21 protein-coding genes and 1 pseudogene are annotated in these 26,698 nt (G+C 54.6%); 18 read left to right on the top strand and 4 right to left on the bottom strand.

Annotated features, from left to right (window positions below; genetic code table 11):
• Positions 1-58: 58 nt before the first annotated feature.
• Complete coding sequence (locus RGW60_RS08685; protein WP_407074105.1) at positions 59-2,353, top strand: Orn/Lys/Arg decarboxylase N-terminal domain-containing protein; 2,295 nt, start codon at positions 59-61, stop codon at positions 2,351-2,353.
• 4 nt (positions 2,354-2,357) lie between these two features.
• On the opposite strand, the gene RGW60_RS08680 is transcribed toward RGW60_RS08685, so the two are convergent.
• Positions 2,358-3,620, bottom strand: coding sequence for an arsenic transporter (locus tag RGW60_RS08680; RefSeq protein ID WP_322203807.1), 1,263 nt, complete (start codon positions 3,618-3,620; stop codon positions 2,358-2,360).
• Positions 3,621-4,293: 673 nt separating this feature from the next.
• Here RGW60_RS08680 and RGW60_RS08675 point away from each other — a divergent pair.
• The 11 genes and pseudogenes from RGW60_RS08675 (at position 4,294) to RGW60_RS08625 (ending at position 17,951) form a co-directional block, all read left to right on the top strand.
• Positions 4,294-5,283 carry a response regulator gene (locus RGW60_RS08675; protein WP_322203805.1) on the top strand — a complete coding sequence of 330 codons (990 nt, stop codon included), beginning with the start codon at positions 4,294-4,296 and terminating at the stop codon, positions 5,281-5,283.
• 2 nt (positions 5,284-5,285) lie between these two features.
• Complete coding sequence (locus RGW60_RS08670; protein ID WP_322203803.1) at positions 5,286-6,248, top strand: diguanylate cyclase; 963 nt, start codon at positions 5,286-5,288, stop codon at positions 6,246-6,248.
• Positions 6,249-6,377: 129 nt separating this feature from the next.
• Positions 6,378-8,456 carry a type VI secretion system tip protein TssI/VgrG gene (tssI, locus tag RGW60_RS08665; RefSeq protein WP_322203801.1) on the top strand — a complete coding sequence of 693 codons (2,079 nt, stop codon included), beginning with the start codon at positions 6,378-6,380 and terminating at the stop codon, positions 8,454-8,456.
• Positions 8,443-9,315, top strand: a complete 873-nt coding sequence (locus RGW60_RS08660) for a DUF4123 domain-containing protein (RefSeq protein WP_322203800.1) — start codon at positions 8,443-8,445, stop codon at positions 9,313-9,315. Before tssI ends, RGW60_RS08660 begins: the two co-directional genes overlap by 14 nt.
• A complete protein-coding gene (locus RGW60_RS08655; RefSeq protein WP_322203799.1) occupies positions 9,312-12,755 on the top strand; it encodes a toxin VasX in 3,444 nt (1,147 codons plus the stop codon). The genes RGW60_RS08660 and RGW60_RS08655 overlap by 4 nt, the downstream gene beginning before the upstream one ends.
• Complete coding sequence (locus RGW60_RS08650; protein ID WP_322203797.1) at positions 12,745-13,935, top strand: hypothetical protein; 1,191 nt, start codon at positions 12,745-12,747, stop codon at positions 13,933-13,935. The genes RGW60_RS08655 and RGW60_RS08650 overlap by 11 nt, the downstream gene beginning before the upstream one ends.
• A complete protein-coding gene (locus RGW60_RS08645; protein ID WP_322203796.1) occupies positions 13,925-15,115 on the top strand; it encodes a hypothetical protein in 1,191 nt (396 codons plus the stop codon). The genes RGW60_RS08650 and RGW60_RS08645 overlap by 11 nt, the downstream gene beginning before the upstream one ends.
• A gap of 172 nt (positions 15,116-15,287) precedes the next feature.
• A complete protein-coding gene (locus RGW60_RS08640; RefSeq protein ID WP_322203795.1) occupies positions 15,288-16,295 on the top strand; it encodes a hypothetical protein in 1,008 nt (335 codons plus the stop codon).
• A gap of 212 nt (positions 16,296-16,507) precedes the next feature.
• Positions 16,508-16,736, top strand: a pseudogene (locus RGW60_RS08635) (mandelate racemase); the annotation flags it as partial.
• 277 nt (positions 16,737-17,013) lie between these two features.
• Complete coding sequence (locus tag RGW60_RS08630; protein ID WP_322203794.1) at positions 17,014-17,340, top strand: SPOR domain-containing protein; 327 nt, start codon at positions 17,014-17,016, stop codon at positions 17,338-17,340.
• 116 nt (positions 17,341-17,456) lie between these two features.
• On the top strand, positions 17,457-17,951 hold the full coding sequence (locus RGW60_RS08625; RefSeq protein ID WP_322203793.1) for a hypothetical protein: 495 nt from the start codon (positions 17,457-17,459) through the stop codon (positions 17,949-17,951).
• Positions 17,952-18,022: 71 nt separating this feature from the next.
• Here RGW60_RS08625 and RGW60_RS08620 read toward each other — a convergent pair whose 3' ends face one another.
• Positions 18,023-18,343 carry a DUF883 family protein gene (locus RGW60_RS08620; RefSeq protein ID WP_322203792.1) on the bottom strand — a complete coding sequence of 107 codons (321 nt, stop codon included), beginning with the start codon at positions 18,341-18,343 and terminating at the stop codon, positions 18,023-18,025.
• A gap of 163 nt (positions 18,344-18,506) precedes the next feature.
• Here RGW60_RS08620 and RGW60_RS08615 point away from each other — a divergent pair, with 163 nt between their 5' ends.
• The gene (locus RGW60_RS08615) at positions 18,507-18,761 is read left to right on the top strand and encodes a hypothetical protein (protein WP_322203791.1); all 255 of its coding nucleotides are present in this window, start codon (positions 18,507-18,509) and stop codon (positions 18,759-18,761) included.
• A gap of 2 nt (positions 18,762-18,763) precedes the next feature.
• On the opposite strand, the gene RGW60_RS08610 is transcribed toward RGW60_RS08615, so the two are convergent.
• Positions 18,764-19,240: an LEA type 2 family protein gene (locus RGW60_RS08610; protein WP_322203789.1), complete on the bottom strand. Its 477-nt coding sequence runs from the start codon at positions 19,238-19,240 to the stop codon at positions 18,764-18,766.
• A gap of 168 nt (positions 19,241-19,408) precedes the next feature.
• Between RGW60_RS08610 and RGW60_RS08605 the strand changes: the two genes are divergently transcribed.
• The 5 genes from RGW60_RS08605 (at position 19,409) to RGW60_RS08585 (ending at position 24,669) form a co-directional block, all read left to right on the top strand.
• Positions 19,409-20,419 carry an AraC family transcriptional regulator gene (locus RGW60_RS08605; RefSeq protein ID WP_322203787.1) on the top strand — a complete coding sequence of 337 codons (1,011 nt, stop codon included), beginning with the start codon at positions 19,409-19,411 and terminating at the stop codon, positions 20,417-20,419.
• Between the two features lie 252 nt (positions 20,420-20,671).
• Complete coding sequence (locus RGW60_RS08600; RefSeq protein ID WP_322206875.1) at positions 20,672-21,439, top strand: 3-hydroxyacyl-CoA dehydrogenase; 768 nt, start codon at positions 20,672-20,674, stop codon at positions 21,437-21,439.
• Positions 21,440-21,464: 25 nt separating this feature from the next.
• Complete coding sequence (locus tag RGW60_RS08595) at positions 21,465-22,655, top strand: acetyl-CoA C-acyltransferase (RefSeq protein ID WP_322203786.1); 1,191 nt, start codon at positions 21,465-21,467, stop codon at positions 22,653-22,655.
• 22 nt (positions 22,656-22,677) lie between these two features.
• The gene (locus RGW60_RS08590) at positions 22,678-23,811 is read left to right on the top strand and encodes an acyl-CoA dehydrogenase (RefSeq protein ID WP_322203785.1); all 1,134 of its coding nucleotides are present in this window, start codon (positions 22,678-22,680) and stop codon (positions 23,809-23,811) included.
• Positions 23,812-23,895: 84 nt separating this feature from the next.
• Positions 23,896-24,669: an enoyl-CoA hydratase gene (locus RGW60_RS08585; RefSeq protein WP_322203783.1), complete on the top strand. Its 774-nt coding sequence runs from the start codon at positions 23,896-23,898 to the stop codon at positions 24,667-24,669.
• A gap of 15 nt (positions 24,670-24,684) precedes the next feature.
• On the opposite strand, the gene RGW60_RS08580 is transcribed toward RGW60_RS08585, so the two are convergent.
• Positions 24,685-26,457, bottom strand: coding sequence for a type VI secretion system Vgr family protein (locus RGW60_RS08580; protein WP_322203782.1), 1,773 nt, complete (start codon positions 26,455-26,457; stop codon positions 24,685-24,687).
• Positions 26,458-26,698: the final 241 nt, after the last annotated feature.

The following is a 26,698-nucleotide window of genomic DNA, read 5'->3' as shown; positions in this document are numbered from 1 at the left end:
AGACTCGACGCGCCCATAGCGCGTGTCGACCCGCATTCCTACGAGTCTGGAGGACACCATGTCCGTTCATCAGCACCATCGTCTCGGCATGAAAGCGTTGCTTATTCATGAAGAACTTGCCGCTAACAGCCAGGCCGGTCGCGCCGTCCGACAACTCGCTGAGGAGCTGGAAGAGCGCCAAGTGGAAGTCCTGTTGGCCCAGTCGGCCGAGGATGCCATTGTCCTGATCCATTCGGACCCGATGCTGCAATGCGTGTTGCTCGACTGGGAGCTGGCGCTGGACGACAGCCATGCCATCGCTAACCGGGTATTGGACGCCGTGCGCGAGCGCAGCGAAGGCGTGCCGATTTTTCTCTTGGCCGACCGCAGTAGCGCTGCCACCATTCCCCTGGAAGCGATGCAGAAGTCCGACGATTTCATCTGGCTGCTGGAAGACACCACGCGCTTTATCAGCGGCCGGATTGTCGCCGCGATTCAGCGTTATCGTGAGGCGGTGTTGCCACCCATGTTCGGCGCGCTGGTGCGGTTTTCCCAGGTGTACGAGTATTCCTGGCACACGCCGGGGCACACCGGAGGCACGGCATTTTTGAAGTCCACTGTGGGGCGCGCGTTTTTTGATTTTTTTGGCGAAAACCTATTCCGCTCCGACTTGTCGATTTCGGTGGGTGAGTTGGGATCACTGCTTGATCATTCCGGCCCAATTGGTGCCAGCGAGGTGTATGCCGCCAGAGTTTTCGGGGCGCACCGTACCTACCATGTGACCAACGGCTCCTCGACCTCCAATCGAGTGATCTTGATGGCCAGCGTGACCCGCGATCAGGTCACGCTGTGTGATCGCAATTGCCACAAGTCAGTCGAACACGCCATGACCATGTCGGGGGCGATTCCGACTTATTTGATTCCCTCACGCAATCACTACGGTCTGATCGGTCCGATTCCACCGCAGCGCTTAACCCCCGAGGCGATTAGCAGCGCGGTGGCGAATAATCCGCTGTTACGCGAAGGGCTGGACCCGACGCCAATGCACGCGATCATTACCAACTCGACGTATGACGGCCTTTGCTACAACGTGACCCGGGTCGAAGCGCTGCTGGGTCAGAGCGTCGACCGGTTGCATTTCGACGAAGCCTGGTTCGGTTACGCACGCTTTAACCCGATTTACCGCGAGCGCTTCGCGATGCATGGCGAACCTGCTGATTATGCGGCTGATCGGCCGACGGTGTTTGCCACTCAGTCGACCCATAAACTGCTGGCGGCGCTGTCCCAGGCGTCGATGATCCACGTCCGCGATGGTCGGCGGCCGATTGAGCATGCGCGGTTCAACGAAGCGTTCATGATGCATGCTTCGACCTCGCCCAATTACGCGATCATCGCCTCCAACGACGTCAGTGCGGCGATGATGGACGGCCCCAGCGGCAAAGCCCTGACCGGTGATTCGATCCGCGAGGCGATTGCGTTTCGGCGAATGCTGGCGCGACTCAACAGCGAGTTCCAGACCAAGGGCGAATGGTTCTTCAACGTCTGGCAGCCGGACACCGTCACCCACCCGAAAAGCGCTCAGGTCCTGCCGTTTTTTGCCGCTGACGAGGAATTGCTGTCGACTGAACCGGCGTGTTGGGTGCTTAAACCGAACGCAGCGTGGCATGGCTTCGGTGACATCGAAGACGGCTACTGCATGCTGGACCCGATCAAAGTGTCGATCATCACGCCGGGAATTTTGCCCGGTGGCGGCATGAGCGAACAGGGCATTCCGGCTGTGGTGCTCACCGCTTATCTGGATCGCCAAGGCATAGTGGTAGAAAAAACCACTGATTTCACGATTCTGTTTCTGTTTTCCATCGGCGTCACCAAAGGCAAATGGGGCACGCTGGTCAATACGCTGCTCGACTTCAAGCGCGACTATGACGCCAACGCGTCGCTGGACAGCGTATTGCCAGCGTTGTTGGCGGCGCATCCGCAACGCTATAGAGGCATGGGTCTGCGAGCGTTGTGCGAAAGTATGTTCCAGAAGATGGCCGAGCTGCGCACCACTGACGCATTGTCTCAGGCATTTTCAACCCTGCCGGAACCTCGGTTCAGCCCGGTGGCTGCCTACGAGCAATTGGTCCGTGACAATGTTGAAGTGCTTACGTTGGAACAAATGGCCGGGCGTACCGTGGCCACTGGGGTGGTGCCATATCCGCCCGGAATTCCGCTGTTGATGCCCGGCGAAAGCGCGGGTGCAGCAGATGGCCCGATACTCGGCTATCTCAGGGCATTGGAAGAATACGACCGGCATTTTCCAGGGTTCACCCACGATACTCATGGGGTCGAGGTAGAAGACGGGCTTTACCGCATCCGCTGTATCAAATGATCGACTAACCCGCGTTTAGGAATAACGCCGCCAGTGCGCCGATCAAGGCGGGCGGCATCACCAGAATCCCGACCCGCAGGAAGTCGACGGCACTGACATGCTCACCTTCGCGACGCACAGCGATCAGCCACAACAGCGTGGCTAAAGAGCCGGTAATCGATAGGTTTGGCCCTAGGTCAACGCCGATCAACAGCGCGCTGATGGTAGGCGTTGGCAGATGAGCGATATGCCCCACAGAACCAGCGATCAAACCCGCAGGCAGGTTATTGATGAGATTGCTGGCAATTGCCACAACTATCCCGGCACCCCAGGTTGCCTGGCTGCTGGAATGGTCGGCCAGGGAGGCCAACATATGCGCCAACGAATTAATAATTCCGGTTTGGGCAAGCCCTTCAACCAAAACGAACAAGCCGCCTACCAGCGGCAATACGCTCCAGGAAACTCCCTTGAGCACCGGCATCGGATTCATGCGTTGACGCAGATGAATCAGGCTGGCGGTGGCTACACCTGCACAAAACGTCGGCAAACCCAGTTGCAGGTCGAACGCCGATGCCAGCAGCAATATCGCGGCCGTCAGCATGATGCCAAATGCCGTCAGCCGTGCTCCACTGGACAAGGGCTGCAGGGAGATGACCGTTTCCAAAGGTTGACGCAGGTGCTTACGCTGAGTAATGCGCAAGACGATGTAGGTCAGACCAATCGCGGCCATCGACGGCAGGCTGAACTGCCACAACCAAGCCAACAGCGGTGGCATGTGGCTGCCAAAAATCACCAGATTGGCAGGGTTGGAAATCGGCAGCACAAAACTTGCCGCATTGGCGATAAAAGCGCAGACAAACAGATAAGGCAGTGGCTCGGCCTTAGCTGCTTTTGCGGCGGCGTACACCGCCGGCGTCAGCACAACCGCCGTAGCATCGTTGGACAAAAAAACGGTGACCAGCGTCCCGACCAGGAACACCAGATCGAACAACCGCTGACCGGACCCGTTGGCATGCTGCGCGGCGTACATGGCCAGCCAGTCGAAAAGGCCCTCCTGACGCGCCAGTTCGGCCAGCACCATCATGCCGATCAGGAACAGATAGACATCGGTGCCTTTGGCAATCGCCCCCAATGCAGAGGGCCAAGGTATGAACCCGAAAATGGTTAACACCACGGCGGCGCTCACCGCCCAAACATACTCTGGTAGGCCAAATGGCCGAAAAATCACGCAACAGGTTGCCAGGGCAGCGGTGATCCAGATGACGGTGTTTGGATCGAATCCAGGCATGCATGACCCTTAACTGAAGATGGGAACTTTGATCATGGAGACGCAGGGTGGGGGTGTGTAGCAGGCCTATGAAGTGCCTGTGCGCTTGGACGTTGTAACACGTCGCGTTATAGAGAATGGTACTGAGCGTCAGCAAAATTCGAACGTACGTTGGTATAGGTAAAATTCAATCTGAGTACTGTGCTTTGCCAACGTGCCTCAGACAAACGTGGTCACAATCTCACGTTTTCGATACGGCGGACAGCATGCGAGCAGTGACGAAAGTTCGCTTCGCGTTCCGTCAAGTAACAGTCCAGTTACAATATTGGGCATAGTAGCTTAACGTTGTGACAAATAACCGACGGTATTGTTGCCGGCATAGCCAATTTTTTAGACCTAAATAACATTCTGACCGACGGCCAAGTGCGACTGGAGAAATGGACACTCGCTATGACGGCGGATTTATTGGTCTTGCGCACAAAGGATACGGTTGCTGTGACGCATTTACTGGTTTGGGTGTTAAACAGCTTTTAATATTGCACAAAAATTGCATGGCGATGGCGCACGCGCTTATACGGAATTTGGGCGTTTCCCTCAGCTCTCGTTAGTAGGCGAGCGACGACTGCGCACTTTAAAAGTGCATGGGCACATCGGCTTGGGCCTTAAACTCTTTACGCAGTGAGAAAAGAACACAATGCCCACGATTTCCCTGCTGATATGCGACGACTCCAATATGGCGCGCAAGCAGTTACTGCGAGCGTTACCCGACGATTTGAATGTCTCGGTAACCTTGGCAACGAATGGTAAAGAAGGGGTTGAGGCTATACGCCGAGGGCTTGGGGAAGTCGTTTTGCTCGACCTGACCATGCCGGAAATGGACGGCTATCAGGTACTGGCAACTATTCGCGAAGAGCAACTGAAAGCCCGGGTCATCGTCGTTTCCGGCGATGTACAGGCTGAGGCTGTACGGCGTGTCTTAGAGTTGGGTGCACTGGCTTTTTTGAAAAAGCCGGTGGAACCGGAACAGTTGAAAAGCCTCCTTGAAGACCTCGGGATACTGAGCGAGTCGAACCGCTCCGTGGCCGTTGCGCAGTCCGTTGTTGAGTCGGCAACCAGTTTTCAAGATGCATTTCGTGAAGTTATTAACGTCGCCATGGGCCGTGCGGCTGCGCTTTTGGCGCGAGTACTTGGAGTGTTTGTTCATTTGCCTGTGCCCAACGTGAACATGCTGGAAGTGGGCGAATTGCACATGGCGTTGGCCGATGCTCAGAGTGGCGAGCAATTGACGGCGGTCTGTCAGGGCTATATCGGTGGCGGCATCGCGGGTGAGGCGCTGTTGATCTTTCACGGCTCTGAACTCGCCGACATGGCCAAGTTGATGGAGCAGGACTCCACCGACTATTCCGACATGGAAATGCTCCTGGACCTGTCGACGATTTTGATCGGTGCCTGTTTGACCGGAATCGCTGAGCAAATCGACGTGGTTTTTTCTCAAGGACACCCGCAAGTGCTGGGCAGCATTGAAGAGTTGATTCAGACCAACCAGCGCCGCTGGAAGAAAACCCTGGCGGTGGAGATCAGTTACAGCCTTGAGGGCCACAATATCCATTTCGATCTCTTGCTGTTATTCACCGAAGACTCGGTAGAGCGGCTCACAAAAAAACTCGCCTACGTGATGAGCTGACCATGAACGAACGCATCGACATTAAAGAACTTCATTGGCTGCTGACCATCACACAGAGCATCGACGTCGGCGTGGTGGTATTTGACCGAAATTTCAAGGTGCAAGTCTGGAACACCTTTATGGAAAACCGCTCCGGTGTAGTGCCAAGTGTGGCCCATGACCAATCGTTTTTTGACTTGTTTCCCGAGATCAATCAAGCGTGGTTTCGCAAGAAAGTCGAGAGCGTGTTGACCCTCGGCACACCGGCGTTCACCATCTGGGAGCAACGTCCGTACTTGGTGCATTTCAAGAGTTACCAGCCAATCACTGGCCAGGAAGACTTTATGTACCAGAACACCACCTTATTTCCGTTGCGCTCGACCAACAGCGAAATCAGTCACATTTGCCTGGTGATTTACGACGTGACCGACGTAGCGACCAATTCCCATCAGTTACAAGCCGCCAACCGTCAATTACAACTGCTGTCGAGCACTGATCGACTTACCGGCCTGTATAACCGGGGCCATTGGGAAGAGGCGCTCAAGCTTGAATACGCCCGGCATTGTCGCTACGACACACCAATGACGCTCGTGATGTTCGACATTGATCACTTCAAACGTGTGAACGACACCTACGGCCACCAAGCGGGTGACAAAGTTATCCAGTGCATGTCTGAAACCGTGCTTGAGCATATTCGCGATGTCGACATCGCCGGACGTTACGGCGGAGAAGAGTTTGCAGTGCTATTGCCGGGCACGACGAAGGCGGGTGGCATGGTCTTCGCCGAACGCCTGCGCGAAGCGGTCGAGGCACAAGAAGTGGTGCATGACGGAAAGTCGATCCGCTGCACCATTAGCCTGGGTGTTGCAGACTTAAGCAAGCCGGCTCCAGAGTACAAACAACTCATCGAATGGGCCGACCAGGCGCTGTACGTCTCGAAGGAAGGCGGTCGCAATCGAGTGTCGGCTTATGAGGGTAAAGCCTAAGTTTGCTAGGTAGGCCTCGGATTACTTGGTCATGGGAAGCGTCCTACATCTTCTGTTGGCGCCGCCCGATAGTCCTCCGCGTTACAGTCCTGCAAAGTTGCCGCATCTTTTGATGCGGAGACTCTGCCAATGCCTCAGACCACTTACCCGACCTTCACCCTAAGCATCAAAGGTCTCGAAGATCCTCGCTTGCAGGTATTGGCGTTTGAGGGCGCAGAAGCCGTCAGCACGCCCTACGCCATCAGCGTCGAACTGGTCAGCCGGGTGGGGGATATTGAGCTTTCAGACGTGCTGCACAAAGCGGCTTTTCTCAGCTTCGGCCCGGACGGCGAAGGTCTGCATGGGCACATCCACTCGATCCATAAAAGCAATTCCTGCGCGCGGCTGACGCACTACGTCGCGGTGCTGAAACCCTATCTGGCCTACCTGGAACACAGCAGCCATCGCCGTTCGTTTCAACAGATGAGTGTGCCGGACATCATCCTTGAAGTGCTCAAGGAACACGGCCTGTTTAGCGGCCTGGATGTGCAGTTCCACGGTGACGTGAGCCGCGCCACGCCACGTGAATACTGCGTTCAGTACGACGAAAGCGACCTGCACTTCGTGAATCGACTGTGCGAAGAAGACGGCTGGTTTTATCGTTTCGAGCATTCGGCCGACGGCCATCGGTTGATTTTCGCCGATGACGAAGGGATGTTTCCCCATAAAGCAAAGGTGGCGCTGCCGTTCAAACCGCTGAACGGCATGGTGCCCGAAACGTATTCGATCCATGAGTTTGGCGTGCGTTTAGCGGCACGCACCAGCCATGTGGTGCATCGGGATTACGATTTCCAGAAAGCCGGTTCTCTACTGGAAATCTCGAGAAAACCCTGGCCGACGCAAGCCCAAGCGCAAAGGGGTGAAGTCCTGCATGTCGAGCCGAAACTTGAGCATTACGTCTATCCCGGGCATTTTCTGGAGGACGATCACGGTAAAAAACTATCCACCCACGACCTGCAACGGCATCGCACTGATTTTCAACTGGCTGATGGCACCAGCGATCAACCGCTGTTGCGCAGCGGGACGGTGATCCAGCTAGAAAAGCATCCGCAGTTCAAATGGAATAACCCGTGGGTGCTGATTTCGATCCGACACGAAGGACGTCAGCCGCAGGTGTTGGAGGAATTGGGCGCGGATGTTCCGGTCGTCGCCGGAAAAATCGCTCAGGGATATCGGAACTCCTTTACCGCCATCCCGGAAACGATCCAGTTTCGTCCCGCCCTGCGCCATCCCAAACCGCTGATCCACAGCACCCAAACCGCCAAGGTCACGGGTCCTGAAGGCGAAGAAATTCACTGCGATAAATTCGGCCGGGTGAAGGTCAAGTTTCACTGGGATCGCCGCACGCCGGATGACGAAACCAGCAGTTGCTGGGTGCGGGTGGCATCAAGCTGGGCAGGCAACAATCATGGCGCGGTGACCCTGCCTCGGGTCGGTATGGAAGTGTTGATTTCCTACCTGGAAGGCGACGCCGACCGGCCGATTGTCATGGGCTGCTTGCCGAACAACCGAAATCCAGTGCCTTACGAGTTACCGGCGAACAAAACCAAAAGCGTGTTCCGTAGCCGCAGCTCCAAGGCCAGTCAGGGTTTTAACGAAGTCTCTTTTGAAGATCGCGATGGCGCTGAGTTGGTCTACCTGCGTGCCCAACGCGACATGGAGCAACTGGTTCAGAACGACAGTCGCTTGGAAGTGCGTGGCCAGCGCTTGGAAACGATCAAGGGCAACAGCACCACCGTTATCAAAGCCGAGCAGAACCTCACGGTCACCGGCGCACGTAAGGTGCAGTTGTCAGCGGCGGATCATTTGCAAGTGGCCGGCTCCAGCCATACCCGCGTCGGCGGCGCGTTGGTCATCGAAGCGGCGCAAGAAGTACATATTTCTGGCGAGAACATCGTTATCGACGGCGGCATCACCCTGACCCTGTCCATTAATGGTCAGCATCTGGTGCTCAACCCTGCGGGAATCTTCTCCAGCGTGCCGATTGTGTTGGGTGGGGTTCCGCTGCCGGGAACGCCTGCAGCGCCGTTATCTCCTGGGAGCATTCAGCCTCTGGATACAGGCGTGGCGTTGGCCCCCGAGGGCCTGATCAAAGCGCTCAAAAACAAATCCTTGGTTTGCCCAGTGTGCGAACTAGCTAACACGGAGCAAACCCATGACAACGGCTAAACGGACCCCGCTGAAAATACCCGATGATCTTCCGTGGAAGCAGAACGTTGGCTTGTTGCTTGACGCCGTACAGGTCGAGAACTTGCTGCCGAAGCTGTTCGCGTGGGATTGCACCGTGAAGGTAGAGCCCCTTTACCTGCAAACCCGTTTCGCCCAGCTCCGAGATTTTTCACCCTGTCTGGTGCGGGTGAGAAGTCCAAGTGATCCGGTGCTTATTGAGTTTCTGGCCCACGCTGATGAGCATTGGGGCTATCTCGTGTGCAGCGAGGCGCCATGGGCGGAAATGGTCGCTCACCTGCGTTGGCTGGCAAGCATAAAGCACCCGTCAGGGGCCGACATGCTATTGCGCATCGCCGATCCGGCAGTGGCTCGCGCGCTGTTAGGCGATACACAAACATCGACTGTCAGGCTGTTCGGTCCTTGCCAACAGGTGGTTGTGATCAATCCGGCTAGCAATGGCTGGGATTATTTCATCCGCCATAGCGAGGCGCCCAGTGCGGACCACTCGGCGCTGTACCAACTGAGCGAGCACCAGTGGTCGCTGCTGGAAAGCGCCAGTTTTAGCAAAATGGTGTCAGAACTCTATCAGCACATGAGCGAGTTTTTTCCGGAATACCAATCAACCCTGACCGCGCACGAACGCTGGGACCATCTGTACCGGTTAGCCAAACGCGCGGCGGCCTATGGGCATGACAGCGAAGCGGACATCTGGCTTTACGCCAACGCTCACGGGTTGCTAGGTGATCAGGTCATGGGTGAAGACCCGGAAATCCTCCAGTTATTGGCGCCGGAGCAACCGTCTCCTGAACGGCGCATGCACCTTATCTCCTCGTTGGCCGAGCGGAAATGCTTCCCATGACAAATCTGATGACCCCACGTGGCCACTTGGCCAATTTGATTGCCAAGTCACGCAGCCATGACAGCGCCAGCGCTGGCGGCGCATGCCCGCTGACCAAAACCACGATTCAGTTGTTGCCGCTGCGCTACGGATTGGTGGAACACCTCACGCCACCTTCCGACTTGCCCATGCCCCATACTTTGCAAAGCAAGGCCATGGGCATTCGATTGTTGCGCGATGGCTACTTGTATGTTGTCGACAGCAGCAGCGGGTTCCTCCATGAGTATTTGATTGAGCAGGGTTCCCTTTCCAAGCTGCTTTGGGACGGAGCCGAGGTGGCGAGTGATGTACGTCAACATGCCGTTGGCAATGAAAGTACGCTGATAGTCCCCCGAAACAATGCGGTCTATGTCGCCTACTCGGAAATCCAGTGGACCGCCTATAAATGCTCGCAAGTGATCCAGTCCGCGACTGAGCGTGAACGGTTCATGCAACGCGTGAATCTCGCTTCAGCAAGCAGTGAACGCACCGCCAAACATCTACTGACCGAGAGCCAAGCCAGCGCCTGGTTGGCAGAAGTTGCGGAAAATCGTTGCGAGGCGGGCGGTCGCGGTCCGGTTGATAAGGCACCCACAGCGCAACTGCCCGAAGGCGCCAACCCGGAAGAAAACACTGCTTACCTCTGGGAACAGGCGCCGTTGTTTCGTCATACCTGGATTGAGGAGCTGACCAGTCAGGTCGGTGGCGCGCACAAAAATGACTTCTTGTTTCTGGTCGTTCGCGACGACATTGGCATCATGCGCGACCTGGCAGCCGCGCAACTCAAGGTTGCCGATTGGATGGGTGAATGGGCCGACGATGACATCATTCAGCGTCAATACGTGACCGGCTCTTACATTCAGTCTCTGTACACCGTCAATCAAAAACGCCTTGTGGACCTGGCCCGCGATAATTCGGGCGTCACCGAATTACTTAAAGACATCAACGAATCAGAGCAGGAAACACTGGTTAGCTACCTGCACAACAAGCGTGAGTACCAAGGGCCTACGCTGTATGGCGACGAGCTCAAATGGCGCGAGATGGCGAAAACCATTCCGTTCGCCGAATCCATATTGGCCTTGCGCGATGCTTTGGGGGGCGAACGCTGGCAAAAGCACGAACAAACCATCGCCGAAATTAATCTTCAAACCTATGAATCGCTTCATGGGGCAGAGCCCGGCGAGCGCGGTATTGATGATTTAGTCCAGCGCCAAGCCATGCAGACCTTTGTGCTCAAGCAGCAAACCCTGTTGCAGCACTGGCAAGGTCAACTCAAGCGCATCCGCGCCGACCGCCTGAAGATGATCGTCGAAGGGCATTTTCACCGTGCCGCCTGGTATTACGACTTTCAACAAAGCGAACAGATCAAGCACCGCTTGGAAACTGAACTGCTCTGCGTTGCCGCCATCTGCGACGACCAGGATGCTTGGCAGCAACTGGAAACCTACTTGGAGAAAAACCCACTGGTACAAGTGCCAGGTCTGGACACCCTGGGCAGTGCCGAACAGGACGCGACATTAAAAGAGCTCGCGGACCTCAGTAATATTTCCATCAAAATCGCCGACGCCCCAGCCGCTGTCGCGGAAATGGATGCGTTGGCCAACCAGTTCAACAGCCTCATGCGCCAGCGCTTGCCTAATTACATGGCGTTGACGAGCCAGTTTGAAGGGTTAAACAGTTTGTTGGGTGGGGCATATGACCCGGCGCTGCAGATGACCACGGCTCATCAATTGGAGCTTTTTAAGCAGGACTTTGAACGAGGCACACGCATTGATCTCAACAGTTTTATTCGTAACATCGGTCCAGCTGCACGGCTGCGCTTGCTCCGTACGTATGCCACCAGTGGGCTGACGCTTCGAGCAGCGACGTCGTTTGAAATTGAAAACTTCAACCGCGACCGCAGTATCGCAATCGGAATGCGACGAGAACTGAAGCAGCTATACAAAGAGCGCCGCCTTGTTTTGATTCGCCACCATGCCCCGAATCATTTAAATAGCCAGATCGCTAATCTAAAAAATAATCTTACACTTGTGGAGGATCGTCTTACTCAGGGGCTTACGCCTGGCGGTAAAGGCCCCGGCCAGATTGGATTGGTGTTGGGCAACATGGACGCCGAGCTAAGCGACGAGATGCAGCGCACGGTTCGGGATTATCGAAGTACGGGCACGTTTAAAAAACCGATTGCAGGTGCATTGACGGCTAAAGGTAATCAGATTGCGGTGGTTGTGTTTTATTTTCAGGCGGTTAATTTTGTGAGTGCTGCGGATGAGCTACTTAGCCGTAGTTCAGTTTTGTTCCGTGATTTTGGCCCTTTATTTAATACCTTTGTTGGAATGTCCGCAGCCGGATTTTCTACAAGTCAAGGCTTGGCAATTAGTGCGCTGCAAGCCCATATCGCAGAAATGGAAAGTGCATCAGGCAAGCTTAATGCGATGAGCAGGTTGGGTAAGTGGGCGACGTTAACTGGGCTTGGTGCTTTTGGGTTTGGTTTTGCTGCAGCCGCTTTTGATTCAATAAAACATAGCCACCAATGGGGGCGAGCACTAGCGGAGGGTGATTGGAAGAAACTCGCAGCAACATCGATGCAAATGAGTGGCGATGCGGTATTGATGGGTGCGAATGGATGGGGATATAAGCACACTTATTTGATAGCCAAAGACATCCTGCGCTTACCCAAAGAGTTGCGCGCCATGGCCTGGGCTGAAAAAAGCCCGCTCTTAGTTAACATTGCTGCCCGTGCCAACCTGATCGGTATCATTGGTATGGCGCTGCAAATGGCAGGGCAAGGTATCTACAACTACTTTAATTTGGATGATACAAAAAAATGGCTGCACCACAGCGTTTGGGGTTTGGACAACCTCAACCGCAGTCTGGAAGACGATTGGATCGCGTTGGCGACCGCCGTCCAGCAGCCATTGTGCGAAATGATCCGCCAAGACGATGACGTGACCGAGTTCCGCTTCGCATTGCCCGGCGTCAGCACTGCAGAATTGGACAGTCGTGAGGTGTCTATCGAAGTGCATCAGCGCCGTGAGAGGGAGCAATCACAGAAGGGGTGGGGTCGCCCGGTACATATCCCGCCTTACTGGGAGGGGCGCAGTGAGTATTTTGCGAGCCAGCTTCGCATCGTCAGCCAAAACCATGAAGCGTTGGTATTAAGCCTTTCGTTTTCAAAATACGAATTGACCGACCCGTTCGGTTTGGTTATTGCGCTGTCCTACAAGCTGGAAGACCACCAACCTTTACGCCATCGAACTATTTTCCCTATCCTCGACATACACAAATCCTATGTACACAGTAGGGCCCTTTATCACAAGGGCGTGTTTAAATACAAACCAGAGACGGAACTTCCCTTCAAGTTGCAAGCCACTGACGCTTGGCCGTTAACAGCTATAGAGTTGAGGAACCGTGATGCTGAATAAGTTATTTCGGCGCAAAAAAATTAGCGCACCACCCGTGGCGAATCCTGATATTAAAAATAATCGGCCTCGTGTAGGTGAGGTTCGGAGAAGCGGCTCGGAAGAAACATTGTACTTGTCCCCGCTACCAGTCTTCACAGGGCAACCAGCTGTTAGCTCGCAGAATTTTTCGGAGATGAATGAGGTCTATCTGCAGATGGGAGGCAGTAATATTGGTATGGTGATGCAAGGAAAGTTACTGGCGTGGACAATCTGGATAATCTTGATAATGTTATTTATATTTCCGCTAATCGCGGCGACGATGATGGTTGTGTTTTCTCCACCTGATATCGAGCGTTTTTTTTGGGAGCTTCTTTGGATGGCAATTCGGGCTAATCTCGAAGCGGTTATACTTACGGGGGTTGTTTTGCTTGGTATATGTTGGCACGCTACTCTTCAAGGCGTCCGCACAAGCGCCAAACAATACCCCTTACGTTTCAATCGCCAACGCCGCGAAGTTTGTTTTGTCGACAGCGACACCTATGAAGTGTTGATCGTGCCTTGGGAGAGCGTGGTCGCTTGGGTGTCCCAGTCAGAAATGATGGGTCAATACGGCAGCATTCAATTTTTCGAGTTCGGCATGGGGCTTGAGGATGAAAAGAACGACACCGTGCAGTTCGTCCTGGCCAGTAAGCCCAGTCAAGCCCACGCCATTGGTACATGGGAAGCGATCCGCTTGTACATGGAGCAAGGCATACCAAGCCAGGCGGATGACCTGTCGGTATGGATGATAGGCCGTGATTTAACAGAAGATGAGTTGCGTCCGTATGAAGGACTGCATACATGGAACGTGGAGCGACGAATCAAAGAAGACACGGGCAGCTTACATATGCCGATCAGTGATGAACGCATGGCCGAAATAGGCCTTGAACCCCGCACCCGCTGGCCATTGCGTTGGTGGTACGTGCGCCGCGTTTTGACCTTCTGGAAAATGCCTTACATGCTCGCCGAGTGGGGCCATAAAGCCGGCTCGCCCGTTCTGCCTGAAACCGTGCAACGTTGGTCACAACCCATTCCCGCCGAACAGTGGGCCAAACCCAGCGCCGCCCTGGAAAAAGCCACACAGACCGTTCAAGACGCGATGCGTAAAAAGAAGATGAACTTCATTGATGCCTGCGCGCTGTTGGAAAAAAATGCTCAATAAACTGTACCGGCGCAAACCAAACAAACTGCCGTCCGTAGCGAAGCCAGACATAAAAAACAATAGACCCCGCGTTGGAGAGGTTCGGAAGAGCGGTGCGGAAGAAACATTATATCTTGCCCCGCTGCCGGTTTTTACCGGGCAGCAGCCTATTAGTACCCAGAATTTCTCCGAAATGAACGAGGTCTATGTACAGATGGGAGGCAGCAATATTGGTATGGTAATGCAGGGGAAGTTGCTCGCGTGGTTGATGCTGCTGATATTAATAGCAATGTTTATATTTCCGCTGATTATGGCAGCGATGGTACTTGTATTTTCACCTCCGCACATTGAGCGTTTCTTCTGGGAACTTCTTTGGATAGGCATTCAGGCAAATTTCGATGTAATTTGTTTTTCAGGAGTTGTTTTGATTGGCATATGTTGGCATGGCTCGCTACAGGATATTCGTAAAAATGCCAAACAATACCCAATACGTTTTAACCGCCAACGCCGCGAAGTCTGTTTTGTCGACAGCGACACCCATGAAGTGTTGATCGTGCCATGGGAGAGCGTGGTCGCTTGGGTATCCCAATCTGAAATGATTAGTCAATACGGCAGCGTTCAACTTTTCGAGTTCGGCATGGGACTTGAGGATGAAAAGAACGACACCGTGCAGTTCGTCCTGGCCAGTAAGCCCAGCCAAGCTCATGCCATTGGTACGTGGGAGGCAATTCGCCGGTATATGGAGCAAGGCATCCCAAGCCAGGCGGATGACCTATCGGTATGGATGATCGGCCGTGATTTAACAGAAGATGAGTTGCGTCCGTATGAAGGACTGCATACATGGAACGTGGAGCGGCGAATCAAAGAAGACACGGGCAGCTTACATATGCCGATCAGTGATGAACGCATGGCCGAAATAGGCTTGGAACCCCGCACCCGCTGGCCACTGCGTTGGTGGTACGTGCGCCGCGTTTTGACCTTCTGGAAAATGCCTTACCTGCTCGCCGAGTGGGGCCATAAAGCCGGTTCGCCCGTTCTGCCTGAAACCGTGCAACGTTGGTCCCAACCCATTCCCGCCGAACAGTGGGCCAAACCCAGCGCAGCCCTGGAAAAAGCCACGCTAACCGTTCAAGACGCAATGCGTAAAAAGAAGATGAACTTCATTGATGCCTGCGCGCTGTTGGAAAAAAATGCTCAATAAACTGTACCGGCGCAAACCAAACAAACTGCCGTCCTTAGCGAAGCCAGACATAAAAAACAACAGGCCCCGCGTTGGAGAGGTTCGGAAAAACGGTGCGGAAGAAATATTGTACCTGTCCCCGCTACCGGTCTTCACTGGGCAGCCGGCCATTAGTACCCAGAATTTCTCGGAGATGAACGAAGAATATTTGCAGATAGGAGGGAATAATAATGGCATGGTTGAGCAGGGGAAAATGCTGGCTTTCGTGATCTGGATTGTGTTGTTCATGACAGTGATATCTCCATTTTTTATGGCAGCGTTCGTAGTGGTTTTTTCCCCCGTCGATATAGAGCGTGATTTCTGGCAAATAGTCGGCCTAGGATTTCAGGTTCATATTGAAGCGCGTGTATTGACGGCAGTATCCCTGCTAGGGATATGTTGGCACGCCACTCTTCAAGGCGTCCGCACAAGTGCCAAACAATACTCAATACGTTTTAACCGCCAACGCCGCGAAGTCTGTTTTGTCGACAGCGACACCCATGAAGTGTTGATCGTGCCATGGGAGAGCGTGGTCGCTTGGGTATCCCAATCTGAAATGATTAGTCAATACGGCAGCGTTCAACTTTTCGAGTTCGGCATGGGACTTGAGGATGAAAAGAACGACACCGTGCAGTTCGTCCTGGCCAGTAAGCCCAGCCAAGCTCATGCCATTGGTACGTGGGAGGCAATTCGCCGGTATATGGAACAAGGCATACCAAGCCAGGCGGATGACCTGTCGGTATGGATGATAGGCCGTGATTTAACAGAAGATGAGTTGCGTCCGTATGAAGGACTGCATACATGGAACGTGGAGCGACGAATCAAAGAAGACACGGGCAGCTTACATATGCCGATCAGTGATGAACGCATGGCCGAAATAGGCTTGGAACCCCGCACCCGCTGGCCACTGCGTTGGTGGTACGTGCGCCGCGTTTTGACCTTCTGGAAAATGCCTTACTTGCTCGCAGAATGGGGCCATAAAGCCGGTTCGCCCGTTTTGCCTGAAGCAGTGCAGCGTTGGTCCCAACCCATTCCCGCCGAACAGTGGGCCAAACCCAGCGCAGCCCTGGAAAAAGCCACGCTAACCGTTCAAGACGCAATGCGTAAAAAGAAGATGAACTTCGTTGATGCCTGCGCGTTACTGGTTAAGAACGCCAAGTGAAGGGCCTGATCAATAATCGAAACACTCGGACTGGTCCGATACACTGAGGATCTGGAGCCCGCCTCCAAAAGCCTATACACAGCTCAAAAGCCTGCTTCTGCGCCGTGCCAAGTTGATTCAATGCCGCGTGAAAATGAAACAAAGTTGAGAAGCTGAAAGCCAGATGCAAGAGGCGTTTGACGAGTTTTGGCCGCGATTGATCATTTCGGAAAGCGCGTCGCGTCGTGCCCCATGGCGGCCACCAAATGTCGCTGAACATCGCTACGGGTTTGCATTTGGGCGGCACGAATCCTACCCAGACATGTTCCAGCCATTGGCGGCTTCGATGATGGTATTGGGGTTGAAAACGGTTACGTCGGGCTACCGGATATTCCAGGCGTTGGCTTTGAAGCCAAATCGGCGTTGTATGCGGTCATGCGCGAGTCGGGTGAGGGCGCCTGATAGCGCAGCGCCCATGATGTTCGCGGCTCTGCCACTGTGTTCAAGTTCGAGCCCGGTGGGTAATGCTTTGGTTCGCTGATACGGTGCTAAAAATCGATGTTTTGGTTGTTTGCCCGCCAGGCGGTCCTGAGTGCTCAGGGATGACCGTCAGCCTTACGCACGGACGTCGGCATGTCCGCTAAACCTAATGGCTCAAACAAAAACCGCCGTTTCGATCACGCCTGTAGGAAGCGTGGGAGTGTTAAACTCCTGCCACTTAACACGCGAGGGGAAAATTGTGCGCGGATTGCTCATGGTGGTGGCTGTTTTGATGTTGGCAGGGTGTGGCGAAGGTGCGGCGGACAAACCGGCAAAAGTGCAGGCGACAACCGTGGCTCAGGTCTCAGCGCCCCAGTGGGACGTGTTAGTAGAAGACCCCAAGGCCATCAGTGATTTGACCGACCGGCTCGTCGAGCATGGTTTTCCGTCTTTCGTCGCAGTCCGTGACGGAAAAGAGCGCGTGTTGCTTGGCCCCTTCAATTCCAGGGCCGCTGCCGAAGAGAAACGCGCGCAACTGGCACTTAAGATGAGTTACCAGTCTTCCATCGTTGATCACACGCTATAAGCCATTAACTTGGCTCGCGTTCGATACCCTGTTTACATTCAGTTGCAACGCGACACTCAATGGCGGGTGTTTTATCACCTGCGCCTTATCAAGCAAGCGACTGCGGGAGCAATTTTATGGACGAAGTACAACGATTAGGCGAGCTGCTGAGCGCCAACCAACGCAACGAAGAACACAAGCACCAGCAGTTCCATACCGACCTTGCGCGCTGGGAATCCAGCATTTTGAGCTTATACGAACAAATCGAAAGCTGGATGACTCCGCTTAAAAGCAGTGGGCAGATGGAATTTGAATATGAGCCGCACCAAGCGCAAAGCAAGGGTTACCCGGACGAAAACTCGCCGTTCCGCACTCAGCGCATGACGCTGTCATTTGCCGGGCGGCAGGTGGTATTTGTGCCTGACGCAATGGGCCCTAAAGGCTTAATCTCGATTTCTGCTACGGGTCTGAGTGTCCATGCGCAGGAGCAGGTATCGTTAGCATTAGCGGCGGGTGCCAGCGAATGGCAGATGACCCGACGTATCGGAGTCAAAGAGTCGGCAACTCATGAATTTACCGCCGATTACTTTGCTCGCCAGTTGCAAACATTAGTGCCCCAGCATCCAGCCTGAGTATTGTGCGGCAGCTCGTTCCTGTGCGCTCATAACAAAGCGGTGTGCCGGGCACACCGCTAACGCATGACCTAAGAACGACGCCCAAGCAGCAGGCCGATGACCAAACCAAACCCTGCAGATGCAGCGACGGTCTGCCATGGATGCCCACCAATGTAAGTTTCTGTAGCATCAACTGCAGGTTTGGTGCGTTCGCGCACGCTGGATACCGAATCCAGCGCTTGTTTAAGCTTCTGGCTCAATTGCTTGCGCAAAGTTGCAGCTTCGTCACCTACAAGTGCGGCGCTGTCGTTGAGCAATTTGTCTGATTCCTCGATCAGCGCCTGCAACTCACTAAATGCCTGATCCTTGATTTGCTCGGCGGTGTTTTGAGCAGCAGTTTTGCGGGCCATGATGTCTTCCTTTCAGTTAATTACTACAGTGAGCAATTGAGCTCCACTGAGCAAAAAAGTTGCAGCGTTTTTGCTTTCATTTGTTAACTGAACAAACAATGTCGCCTCAGAAACAACCTGCGGCAGTGTAAGATGCAGCCGTTTTCAGTCACAGGTGATTCGTATGAGCTTCAACCTTGCCAACCGGCCTATCAGCGAGCGCACAGCGCTTGAAGATGAAAAATCCAGACTGTTTGACCTCTGGCAGAGCAACTTGGGTAAAGCCAAGAGTGATGCCGCTAGGCTGATGGGTGAACGCTCCAAGCGCAAGGGCAAATGGTCCGAGTGGGTACGTTCAGAGCTCGACCTTATGTCCCCACCGGAATACGCCAATATGGTGCGCAGTGAAGTAAATCGCTTGGTAGCGGCGACCAAATAGGCTTACCAGCTGCCGTCGGCGCGGGGTAGGCTGAGGGTGCCGCTGTCACTGAAACGCATCGTGCCAAACAATCCGCCTGCCAGCTTTCCATGCAGTACATACGGCAGGTTCTCGATGCCTTCGCTTTGGCTAAGGCCGAAAGCCTGGCGCAGCGCGGCGAACGCTGAGACCGTCACTGGCACCACGAGCACTGCCTCGGAAAATCGTCCGATAGTGCCGCGTTGATCGCTGACACCCGACGCCAATAACTTGCCATTTACGTCCAGGTCGAGGACGACCCCGGAATACTCGATGGCCGTTTCATTAGGGTTTTGCAGCCGAAGTTTGACCGCAAAGCGCACCTCCAAGCCCTGACCTTGCAACGGTTCAATCCCGACCACATTGATGTTCAGCGGATCGCGGTTGGGTAATAGCGCGCAAGCGCTCAGCATAACGATCAATAAAGAAGTCAGCAGCATGCGAACTGGGCGTAGCGGCATTAGTGTCACTCCATTGAGCAAAGTGAAAGCTTATCGGCTCAACTGTGCGACCCTTCGTGCAGTCATAGGTTCGTTTCCTGCAGTGGTACTGGCTATTTAAACTTTGCGCCCTAAGATAAACGGCGACTCTCAAACACACCTAAACGGCTAGCAGGGCACTCTTCATCCATGTCGGAAAAAGACACCATCTCCATGCAACTGGTGCGCGAGGCACTGTTGCAGTGTTGCACGCCAGGCGCGGCCACCGATGAGGTGCTGAACAAGGTTGGCATTGCGCTTGAATCCTTTGCGCAGCCGAATGCGCGGGTATCGGCGAGCGCTTACGCTCGGTTGTGGCGTTTGCTGGCGCGGCGTTTGGATGATGAGTTTTTTGGCATGGACCCACGCCGGTTACGGTCTGGCAGCTTGGCGTTTCTGTGCCGCTCGTCCATGGCTCAGTTGACCGTGTCGTGCGGGCTTGAGTCAGGCTTGAGCTTTTTATCGCTAATGCTGGATGGTTTTCAGGCGAGCCTGGTCCGTCAGCAAACTTTGGCTGAAATTGTGCTCGAAGAGCGCGATCAATCTCCCCGGCGGGCGTTCACCTATTTCGCCTACTGGATGATTGTTCACGGGGTAGCCTGTTGGCTGGCGGGGCGAAGAATTCCGATCCTGGCCATTGAATTGCGCTGCGCGAAGCCGGATTTTTACGAAGACTACGCGGTAATGTTTTCTGAGAACCTGCGCTTCGACCGTCCGCGCACCCGAATGATTTTCGCTGCCGACTGTCTGGACCTGCCGATCAAGCGCAGTGCCGAGGAATTGGCCCAGTTTCTGGCGCGGGCGCCGGGCAATATCTTGGTTAAGTATCGCGACCCGGAAAGCGTCGCCCAGCGGATCAAAAATGAGCTGCGCACCCAGCCCGCCGAATCCTGGCCAGAGACCGAAGCATTAGCCCAGGCTTGGCACATGTCAGCATCTACCCTGCGGCGGCGTTTGGCAGAAGAAGGCCAGAGCTACCAAGCGATCAAAGACAGCCTGCGTAAGGAGTTGGCGATTGTCTGGTTAGCCGATCCAGACGTCAGCTTTGCCGACATTGCTGCACGACTGGGGTTTGCCGACACCAGCTCGTTTTATAAAGCCTTCCGCAAATGGTCCGGCTCTAACCCGGGGCATTATCGAAGTTTAATCGTGGGGATTTAAGGCGCTTTTTTCTAGAAATCACCTTATAAACAACACATAACTTATTGAATAAAAGCATAGGTTCTTCGTAAGCATGCTCCTGCACGTCTGGTATTCACTGTAAGACGGGCGGCAGCCCCCACAGATGATCTCGATATAGCCCCTTAACGCCGCCATTGGCCAAACCAGTCATCCAACTTGAGCGCTTTGACCATTGTCCGAACGTTCCTGTGCGTCGATTATTTCGCTATTCCAAAAAGCGAAGGCATTTTCATGCAGATCGAAGGCAAGGTTTTTTTAGTCAGTGGCGGTGCGTCGGGGCTAGGTGCGGCTACCGCGCAGATGCTGGTGGCCGCTGGCGCCAAGGTCATGCTGGTGGATATCAACGAAACCGCCGTCGCCGCTGAGGCGCAAAAATTAGGCGCTCAGGCACGCTATGCCGTGGCCGATGTCAGCCAGGAGTCGGCGGCACTAGCTGCTGTGGAGGCGGCGGTGACCGCGTTTGGTGGGCTTCATGGCTTGGTTAATTGCGCTGGCGTGGTCGGCGCCGAGAAGATTCTCGGCAAAAGCGGCCCCCATGGACTGGACAGCTTCAGCCGAGTGATCAACATCAATCTGATCGGCAGCTTCAATCTGCTTCGATTAGCCGCCGTCGCCATCGCCGAGACTGAAGCCGACGCAGGTGGTGAGCGCGGCGTCATTATTAATACCGCTTCCGTGGCGGCCTATGATGGTCAGATCGGTCAGGCTGCCTACGCGGCGTCTAAAGGCGCTATCGTCAGCATGACTTTGCCCGCTGCGCGTGAGCTGGCGCGGTTTGGTATACGTGTGATGACCATCGCCCCCGGTATTTTTGAAACACCGATGATGGCCGGTATGACTGAACAAGTGCGGGAATCACTGGCCGCCGGCGTGCCATTCCCGCCGCGCTTGGGCAAGCCGCAAGAGTACGCGGCGTTGGTCAGGCATATCATTGAAAACAGCATGCTTAACGGCGAGGTTATCCGTCTCGATGGTGCCTTGCGTATGGCCGCCAAGTAATTCTCCCATCACTGAGAAGCCAGAGATGTCTATCCAAGACCCAATTGTCATCGTAAGTGCTGTCCGCACCCCCATGGGTGGGTTTCAGGGGGTGCTTGCCAGTCTGACCGCGCCACAACTGGGCGCTGCGGCAATTCGTGCTGCCGTCGAGCGTGCAGGCGTTGAAGCCCAGGACATCGACGAAGTGTTATTCGGTTGCGTGCTGTCGGCGGGGTTGGGTCAGGCGCCCGCTCGGCAAGCGGCGCTGGGCGCGGGTCTGAGTCGTTCTACGGTGTGCACCACGCTTAACAAAATGTGTGGGTCGGGCATGCAGGCAGCCATTCTGGCTCACGACTCATTACTGGCCGGTAGCGCCCAGGTCGCGGTGGCTGGAGGGATGGAAAGCATGTCCAATGCCCCGTATTTACTGGACCGGGCCCGCAGCGGCTACCGAATGGGGCATGGCCGGGTGCTCGACCATATGTTTCTTGACGGATTGGAAGATGCTTACGACAAGGGCCGATTGATGGGTACCTATGCCGAAGACTGCGCTGAACTCAATGGTATTAGCCGCCAGATGCAAGATGCCTTTGCCGTGGACTCGCTGATGCGGGCCCAACAGGCCATCAGCAACGGCCGTTTCTCGGCCGAAATCGTTCCGGTGCAGGTTACCGTCGGCAAGGAACAGCGGCTGATCAGCGAAGACGAGCAGCCGCCCAAGGCTCGTATAGACAAAATTCCTACTCTGAAACCGGCGTTTCGCGAAGGTGGAACGGTAACTGCCGCCAACTCCAGTTCGATTTCCGATGGCGCTGCGGCACTGGTACTGATGCGCCGCTCCGAAGCCCAGCGGCGTGGCTTGAAGCCGCTCGCAGTGATTCACGGTCACGCGGCCTTCGCCGATGAGCCAGGGTTGTTTCCGACAGCGCCCATAGGTGCGATTAAAAAGTTGATGAGTAAGGTCGAGTGGTCGCTAACAGACGTAGACCTGTTTGAAATCAACGAAGCGTTCGCCGTGGTGGCGTTGGTGGCCATGAGCACGCTGGAAATTTCTCACGACAAGTTGAATATCCACGGTGGCGCGTGTGCGTTGGGGCATCCGATTGGTGCGTCGGGGGCGAGGATTTTGGTCACGCTGATCTCAGCACTGCGCCAAAAGGGGCTTAAGCGCGGCGTAGCAGCGGTGTGCATTGGCGGCGGCGAGGCGACAGCGGTTGCACTTGAGTGCCTGTATTGAAGCGTTAAATAAGGAAACGAACATGCTTCCCACCGAAGAACAACAACAAATCAGCGATGCGGCCCGGCAGTTCGCCCAAGAGCGGCTCCGGCCGTTCTCTGCTCAATGGGACCGCGATCATGCTTTTCCGCGCCAGGCCATCAGTGAAATGGCTGAACTCGGCTTCTTCGGCATGTTGGTGCCCGAGCAATGGGGCGGCTGCGATACGGGTTACCTCGCATACGCCATGGCGTTAGAAGAGATCGCCGCTGGGGATGGCGCGTGTTCGACCATCATGAGTGTGCACAACTCAGTGGGCTGCGTGCCGATCCTCAGGTTCGGCACCGAACAACAGAAGCAGCGTTTTCTGACGCCGTTGGCCAGCGGCGAGATGCTGGGTGCTTTCGCTCTGACCGAGGCTCAGGCAGGCTCCGACGCCAGCAATTTGCGCACCCGCGCGCGGTTGGAGGGTGACCATTACGTGCTCAATGGCAGTAAGCAGTTCATCACGTCCGGGAAAAACGCCGGGGTGGTGATCGTCTTCGCCGTGACCGACCCCGCTGCCGGTAAGCGCGGTATCACAGCGTTTATCGTGCCGACCGACTCACCGGGTTACACCGTCGCCAAGGTTGAAGAGAAGCTCGGCCAACACGCCTCTGATACCTGTGAAATTCTGTTTGAAAACGTCAAGGTTCCGATTGATCAGCGCCTGGGCGCAGAGGGCGAGGGCTACAAAATCGCGCTGGCCAATCTGGAAGGCGGTCGCGTGGGCATCGCTGCTCAATCGATCGGCATGGCCCGCGCGGCGTTTGAAGTCGCTCGTGATTACGCCAAGGAGCGGACTAGCTTTGGCAAGTCATTGACCGAACACCAGGCCGTGGCCTTTCGACTGGCCGACATGGCCACTTCGATAGCGGTCGCCCGGCAAATGGTGCATTACGCGGCAGCGCTGCGGGACAGTGGCAAGCCGGCGTTGGTTGAGGCATCTATGGCCAAACTGTTTGCTTCGGAAATGGCCGAGAAGGTCTGCTCCAGTGCTTTACAGACTTTGGGTGGCTACGGCTATTTGAATGATTTCCCCCTGGAGCGTATTTACCGAGACGTGCGGGTCTGCCAGATTTATGAGGGCACTAGCGATATTCAACGAATAGTCATTTCAAGAAGTTTTTATCGTTAATTATCAACTACTTAAATTGATAATCTAATGTTATTTATGGAATATGGCGCTTTTTATATTTATTTTAAAAATGGAATTAAATCAATGAGTTATGAATCTATTCTGATAGAGATTCGAGGTCGTGTAGGTTTGATTACCTTGAACCGTCCCCACGCGTTGAATGCCTTGAACGCTCAATTGGTCCATGAGTTGAACCAGGCGCTGGATGTATTGGACGCGAATCGTGACATTGGCTGCATCGTCCTGACAGGCTCTAAAAAAGCCTTCGCCGCAGGTGCAGACATCAAGGAAATGTCTGAGTTGACGTATCCGCAGATCTACCTTGACGATCTGTTTTCCGACAGTGATCGCATTGCTAACCGGCGTAAACCGATGATCGCCGCGGTTGCCGGATTTGCCTTGGGCGGAGGTTGTGAGCTGGCACTGATGTGCGACTTTATCCTCGCGGCCGATAACGCAAAATTCGGTCAGCCGGAAATCAAACTGGGTGTATTGCCCGGCATGGGCGGCACCCAACGGCTCACACGTGCGGTGGGGAAAGCCAAGGCCATGGAAATGTGTCTGAGTGGACGTTTGATTGACGCAGTGGAAGCTGAGCGTTCTGGGCTGGTGTCCCGGGTGCTGCCGGTTGATCACTTGTTGGATGAGGCGTTGAAAGTAGCGGCTGAAATCGCCGCAAAATCCTTGCCCGTGGCGATGATGGTCAAGGAAAGTGTTAATCGTGCCTTTGAAGTGAGTCTCGCCGAAGGTATCCGCTTTGAGCGCAGGGTTTTCCATGCGGCCTTCGCGACGAGCGATCAAAAAGAAGGCATGACAGCGTTCATTGAAAAACGCGAGCCGCACTTCAAAGGGTATTGATGAAGAAGGATCTTGCTAATACCGGCTCACCCATTGAAACAGTGCGCTGAAGTCGGGCCGGGTTGGCGAAGGATCGGGCTGGTCAGGTTCCGGTGTCTTCTCGTAAAGGGTGGGTTCTTCCTCGCAGATGCTGCGACTCAGGCGTTTGGGATTAGAGATTCGAATGTGATCCGTGTGCAACTCAATGCGCGTATCTGCAGTGGCCAGAGTCATGGGCGATGGCGCATCAGCACGTAGCGTTTGCCCAGCGCTTAGATGGATGCGCTCCACCAAGCGGCCCAGTGATTGGCCATCGATACATATCGACGGCTCCGGCCTCGGTGTCGCTTGGCCACTGACGGTGTCGACAATTACCGGTCGATTTAGATCCCCGTCGAAATAATTCAACATCACTTCGGTGCCTGCCAGTAAGTCTGACGTTGTTCTGGTCGAGGGAGCTCCAATGGCCAATGGCAGCCAAACACAAGCTTCGTTACCTGACTGAATCTGTGGCCAACGTAGCTTCACCTGAACACGGCCTAACGCGTCGCGGGTTATCGGAAGGCCGTTTTCGCCCATTAAGGTGGCAGTGTGGTGACCGGAAACTTTTGGCGCGTAAGGTATAAGCGACGGGCGATAAGACATGGCCCATGGGATAGCACGAAAGTGATTTCGATAGCCGCGAGTCAGCGGTGCAAGATCCTTAACGCCCCTGTCGTTAGATTCAAGATCGAAAGTTGGTGGCCACTGGTCATGGTCCAACGACGCCTGTTCGATGAGCTCTTTAGTGTCAAGTGGGTCGAGCCCATCCAACACTTGGGGTTGCTTGCCCGCGTGGTGAAGTTCAGTGAGTAACCAATGATCGTTGAACATGCCATTGGGATGAGCGATCACCCACAGTATTCGTCCGCTGCTCAACATGGGCTGATTACTAACACCATGCACATACCGCCGCTCGCAACGCATGCGCTCTAAAGTGCGTTCGCTCAGTTGACGAAGCCTGGTTTCGGCTATTTCCGGCGGCTTGCTGGGTTTAAACGTATCGCACGATTGGTTGGCTGCATGGCCGTAGTCCGGTGACGGAAGGCTGTCCTCCTCGGCGTCGTGCGGCGATTGGTGCGCAAAGGGCGTGCAGTGTTCAGGACGCGCGTCAAAGGCATAGGTTTCTACCATGTGGCTGATGGCTGGGTGAGTCGCGTCGCGATCGCCGGTTTTCTGGTAACGGGCTGGTCGCGGTAACTCGGAAAAGTTGGCCGGATCGTCGCCAAAAATTACAACGTGCTGGTTGCGGTGGTGTTCAAAACGGAAATGAATGCCTTCCTCTGCACAGAGTCGCTGTAAGAGGTGCAAATTATTTTCGTCGTATTGAGCACAGGTTTCCCGTGGTGGATAGAGCCCCACTAGAGGTTCAAAACGATAATGGTCATCCCCGATACCGTGCTCTTCGAGGATCTGCTTAATGATTTGGGGTACGCTCAAACCTTGAAACAATCGCTGATGGTACCGCTGCTGCAACGCTTGCAAGCGTGGTTCAAGGGTTACCCGAAAATGGCTGATAGTTTTACCAACGTATAGCGGTAGGACGCTGCCTATCAAGCCATGGACGCCATTTTGCTCTTCACCTATGCAAAGAAAGGCGCTCCGCGACTTCAGCAGTTTGACCTCTAGATAAACGTTTGGACTAACCAGGTCAATTTCAAACCAGTAAGGTCGGTTTAGTGCTTCACAGCCTCTGAAATGGGTGACGCGTAATTCCAACGGCGCGTTGGCGACGGTCAAGGTGATCAATGTTTCCTTTTCTTGGCTCAACTGCTCATCCTTACTTCTAAAAAACCTCGGCAGAGAGTACGGAATGCCGATGACGAACGTCAGAGCTGCGCAGTTTTTCGGAAAAGGACTACAAGTAAACGTAACTGTTCTTGATGAAATACAGGTTTTTCTTGCGTACCGACTCTGTTTGGCCCTCGCTGGGCAGGAAGGGGTTTCATCTAGCGTGATCGCGTATAAAATGAGCGCCAATTTCAGCGTATTGCCAACGTATCGTCAGCTG

The sequence above is a fragment of the Pseudomonas sp. AB6 genome, assembly GCF_034314105.1.
Taxonomy (GTDB): Bacteria; Pseudomonadota; Gammaproteobacteria; order Pseudomonadales; family Pseudomonadaceae; genus Aquipseudomonas.
Note: the sequence above shows the minus strand (reverse complement) of the source record. Positions and strands in the feature narration are given on the sequence as shown.

Excerpts from the sequence above, each read along its gene's own strand:
- RGW60_RS08685 (WP_407074105.1), top strand. The coding sequence starts at position 59 with ATGTCCGTTCATCAGCACCATCGTCTCGGCATGAAAGCGTTGCTTATT.
- RGW60_RS08680 (WP_322203807.1), bottom strand. The coding sequence starts at position 3,620 with ATGCCTGGATTCGATCCAAACACCGTCATCTGGATCACCGCTGCCCTG.
- RGW60_RS08675 (WP_322203805.1), top strand. The coding sequence starts at position 4,294 with ATGCCCACGATTTCCCTGCTGATATGCGACGACTCCAATATGGCGCGC.
- RGW60_RS08670 (WP_322203803.1), top strand. The coding sequence starts at position 5,286 with ATGAACGAACGCATCGACATTAAAGAACTTCATTGGCTGCTGACCATC.
- tssI (WP_322203801.1), top strand. The coding sequence starts at position 6,378 with ATGCCTCAGACCACTTACCCGACCTTCACCCTAAGCATCAAAGGTCTC.
- RGW60_RS08660 (WP_322203800.1), top strand. The coding sequence starts at position 8,443 with ATGACAACGGCTAAACGGACCCCGCTGAAAATACCCGATGATCTTCCG.
- RGW60_RS08655 (WP_322203799.1), top strand. The coding sequence starts at position 9,312 with ATGACAAATCTGATGACCCCACGTGGCCACTTGGCCAATTTGATTGCC.
- RGW60_RS08650 (WP_322203797.1), top strand. The coding sequence starts at position 12,745 with ATGCTGAATAAGTTATTTCGGCGCAAAAAAATTAGCGCACCACCCGTG.
- RGW60_RS08645 (WP_322203796.1), top strand. The coding sequence starts at position 13,925 with ATGCTCAATAAACTGTACCGGCGCAAACCAAACAAACTGCCGTCCGTA.
- RGW60_RS08640 (WP_322203795.1), top strand. The coding sequence starts at position 15,288 with ATGAACGAAGAATATTTGCAGATAGGAGGGAATAATAATGGCATGGTT.
- RGW60_RS08625 (WP_322203793.1), top strand. The coding sequence starts at position 17,457 with ATGGACGAAGTACAACGATTAGGCGAGCTGCTGAGCGCCAACCAACGC.
- RGW60_RS08620 (WP_322203792.1), bottom strand. The coding sequence starts at position 18,343 with ATGGCCCGCAAAACTGCTGCTCAAAACACCGCCGAGCAAATCAAGGAT.
- RGW60_RS08615 (WP_322203791.1), top strand. The coding sequence starts at position 18,507 with ATGAGCTTCAACCTTGCCAACCGGCCTATCAGCGAGCGCACAGCGCTT.
- RGW60_RS08610 (WP_322203789.1), bottom strand. The coding sequence starts at position 19,240 with ATGCCGCTACGCCCAGTTCGCATGCTGCTGACTTCTTTATTGATCGTT.
- RGW60_RS08605 (WP_322203787.1), top strand. The coding sequence starts at position 19,409 with ATGTCGGAAAAAGACACCATCTCCATGCAACTGGTGCGCGAGGCACTG.
- RGW60_RS08600 (WP_322206875.1), top strand. The coding sequence starts at position 20,672 with ATGCAGATCGAAGGCAAGGTTTTTTTAGTCAGTGGCGGTGCGTCGGGG.
- RGW60_RS08595 (WP_322203786.1), top strand. The coding sequence starts at position 21,465 with ATGTCTATCCAAGACCCAATTGTCATCGTAAGTGCTGTCCGCACCCCC.
- RGW60_RS08590 (WP_322203785.1), top strand. The coding sequence starts at position 22,678 with ATGCTTCCCACCGAAGAACAACAACAAATCAGCGATGCGGCCCGGCAG.
- RGW60_RS08585 (WP_322203783.1), top strand. The coding sequence starts at position 23,896 with ATGAGTTATGAATCTATTCTGATAGAGATTCGAGGTCGTGTAGGTTTG.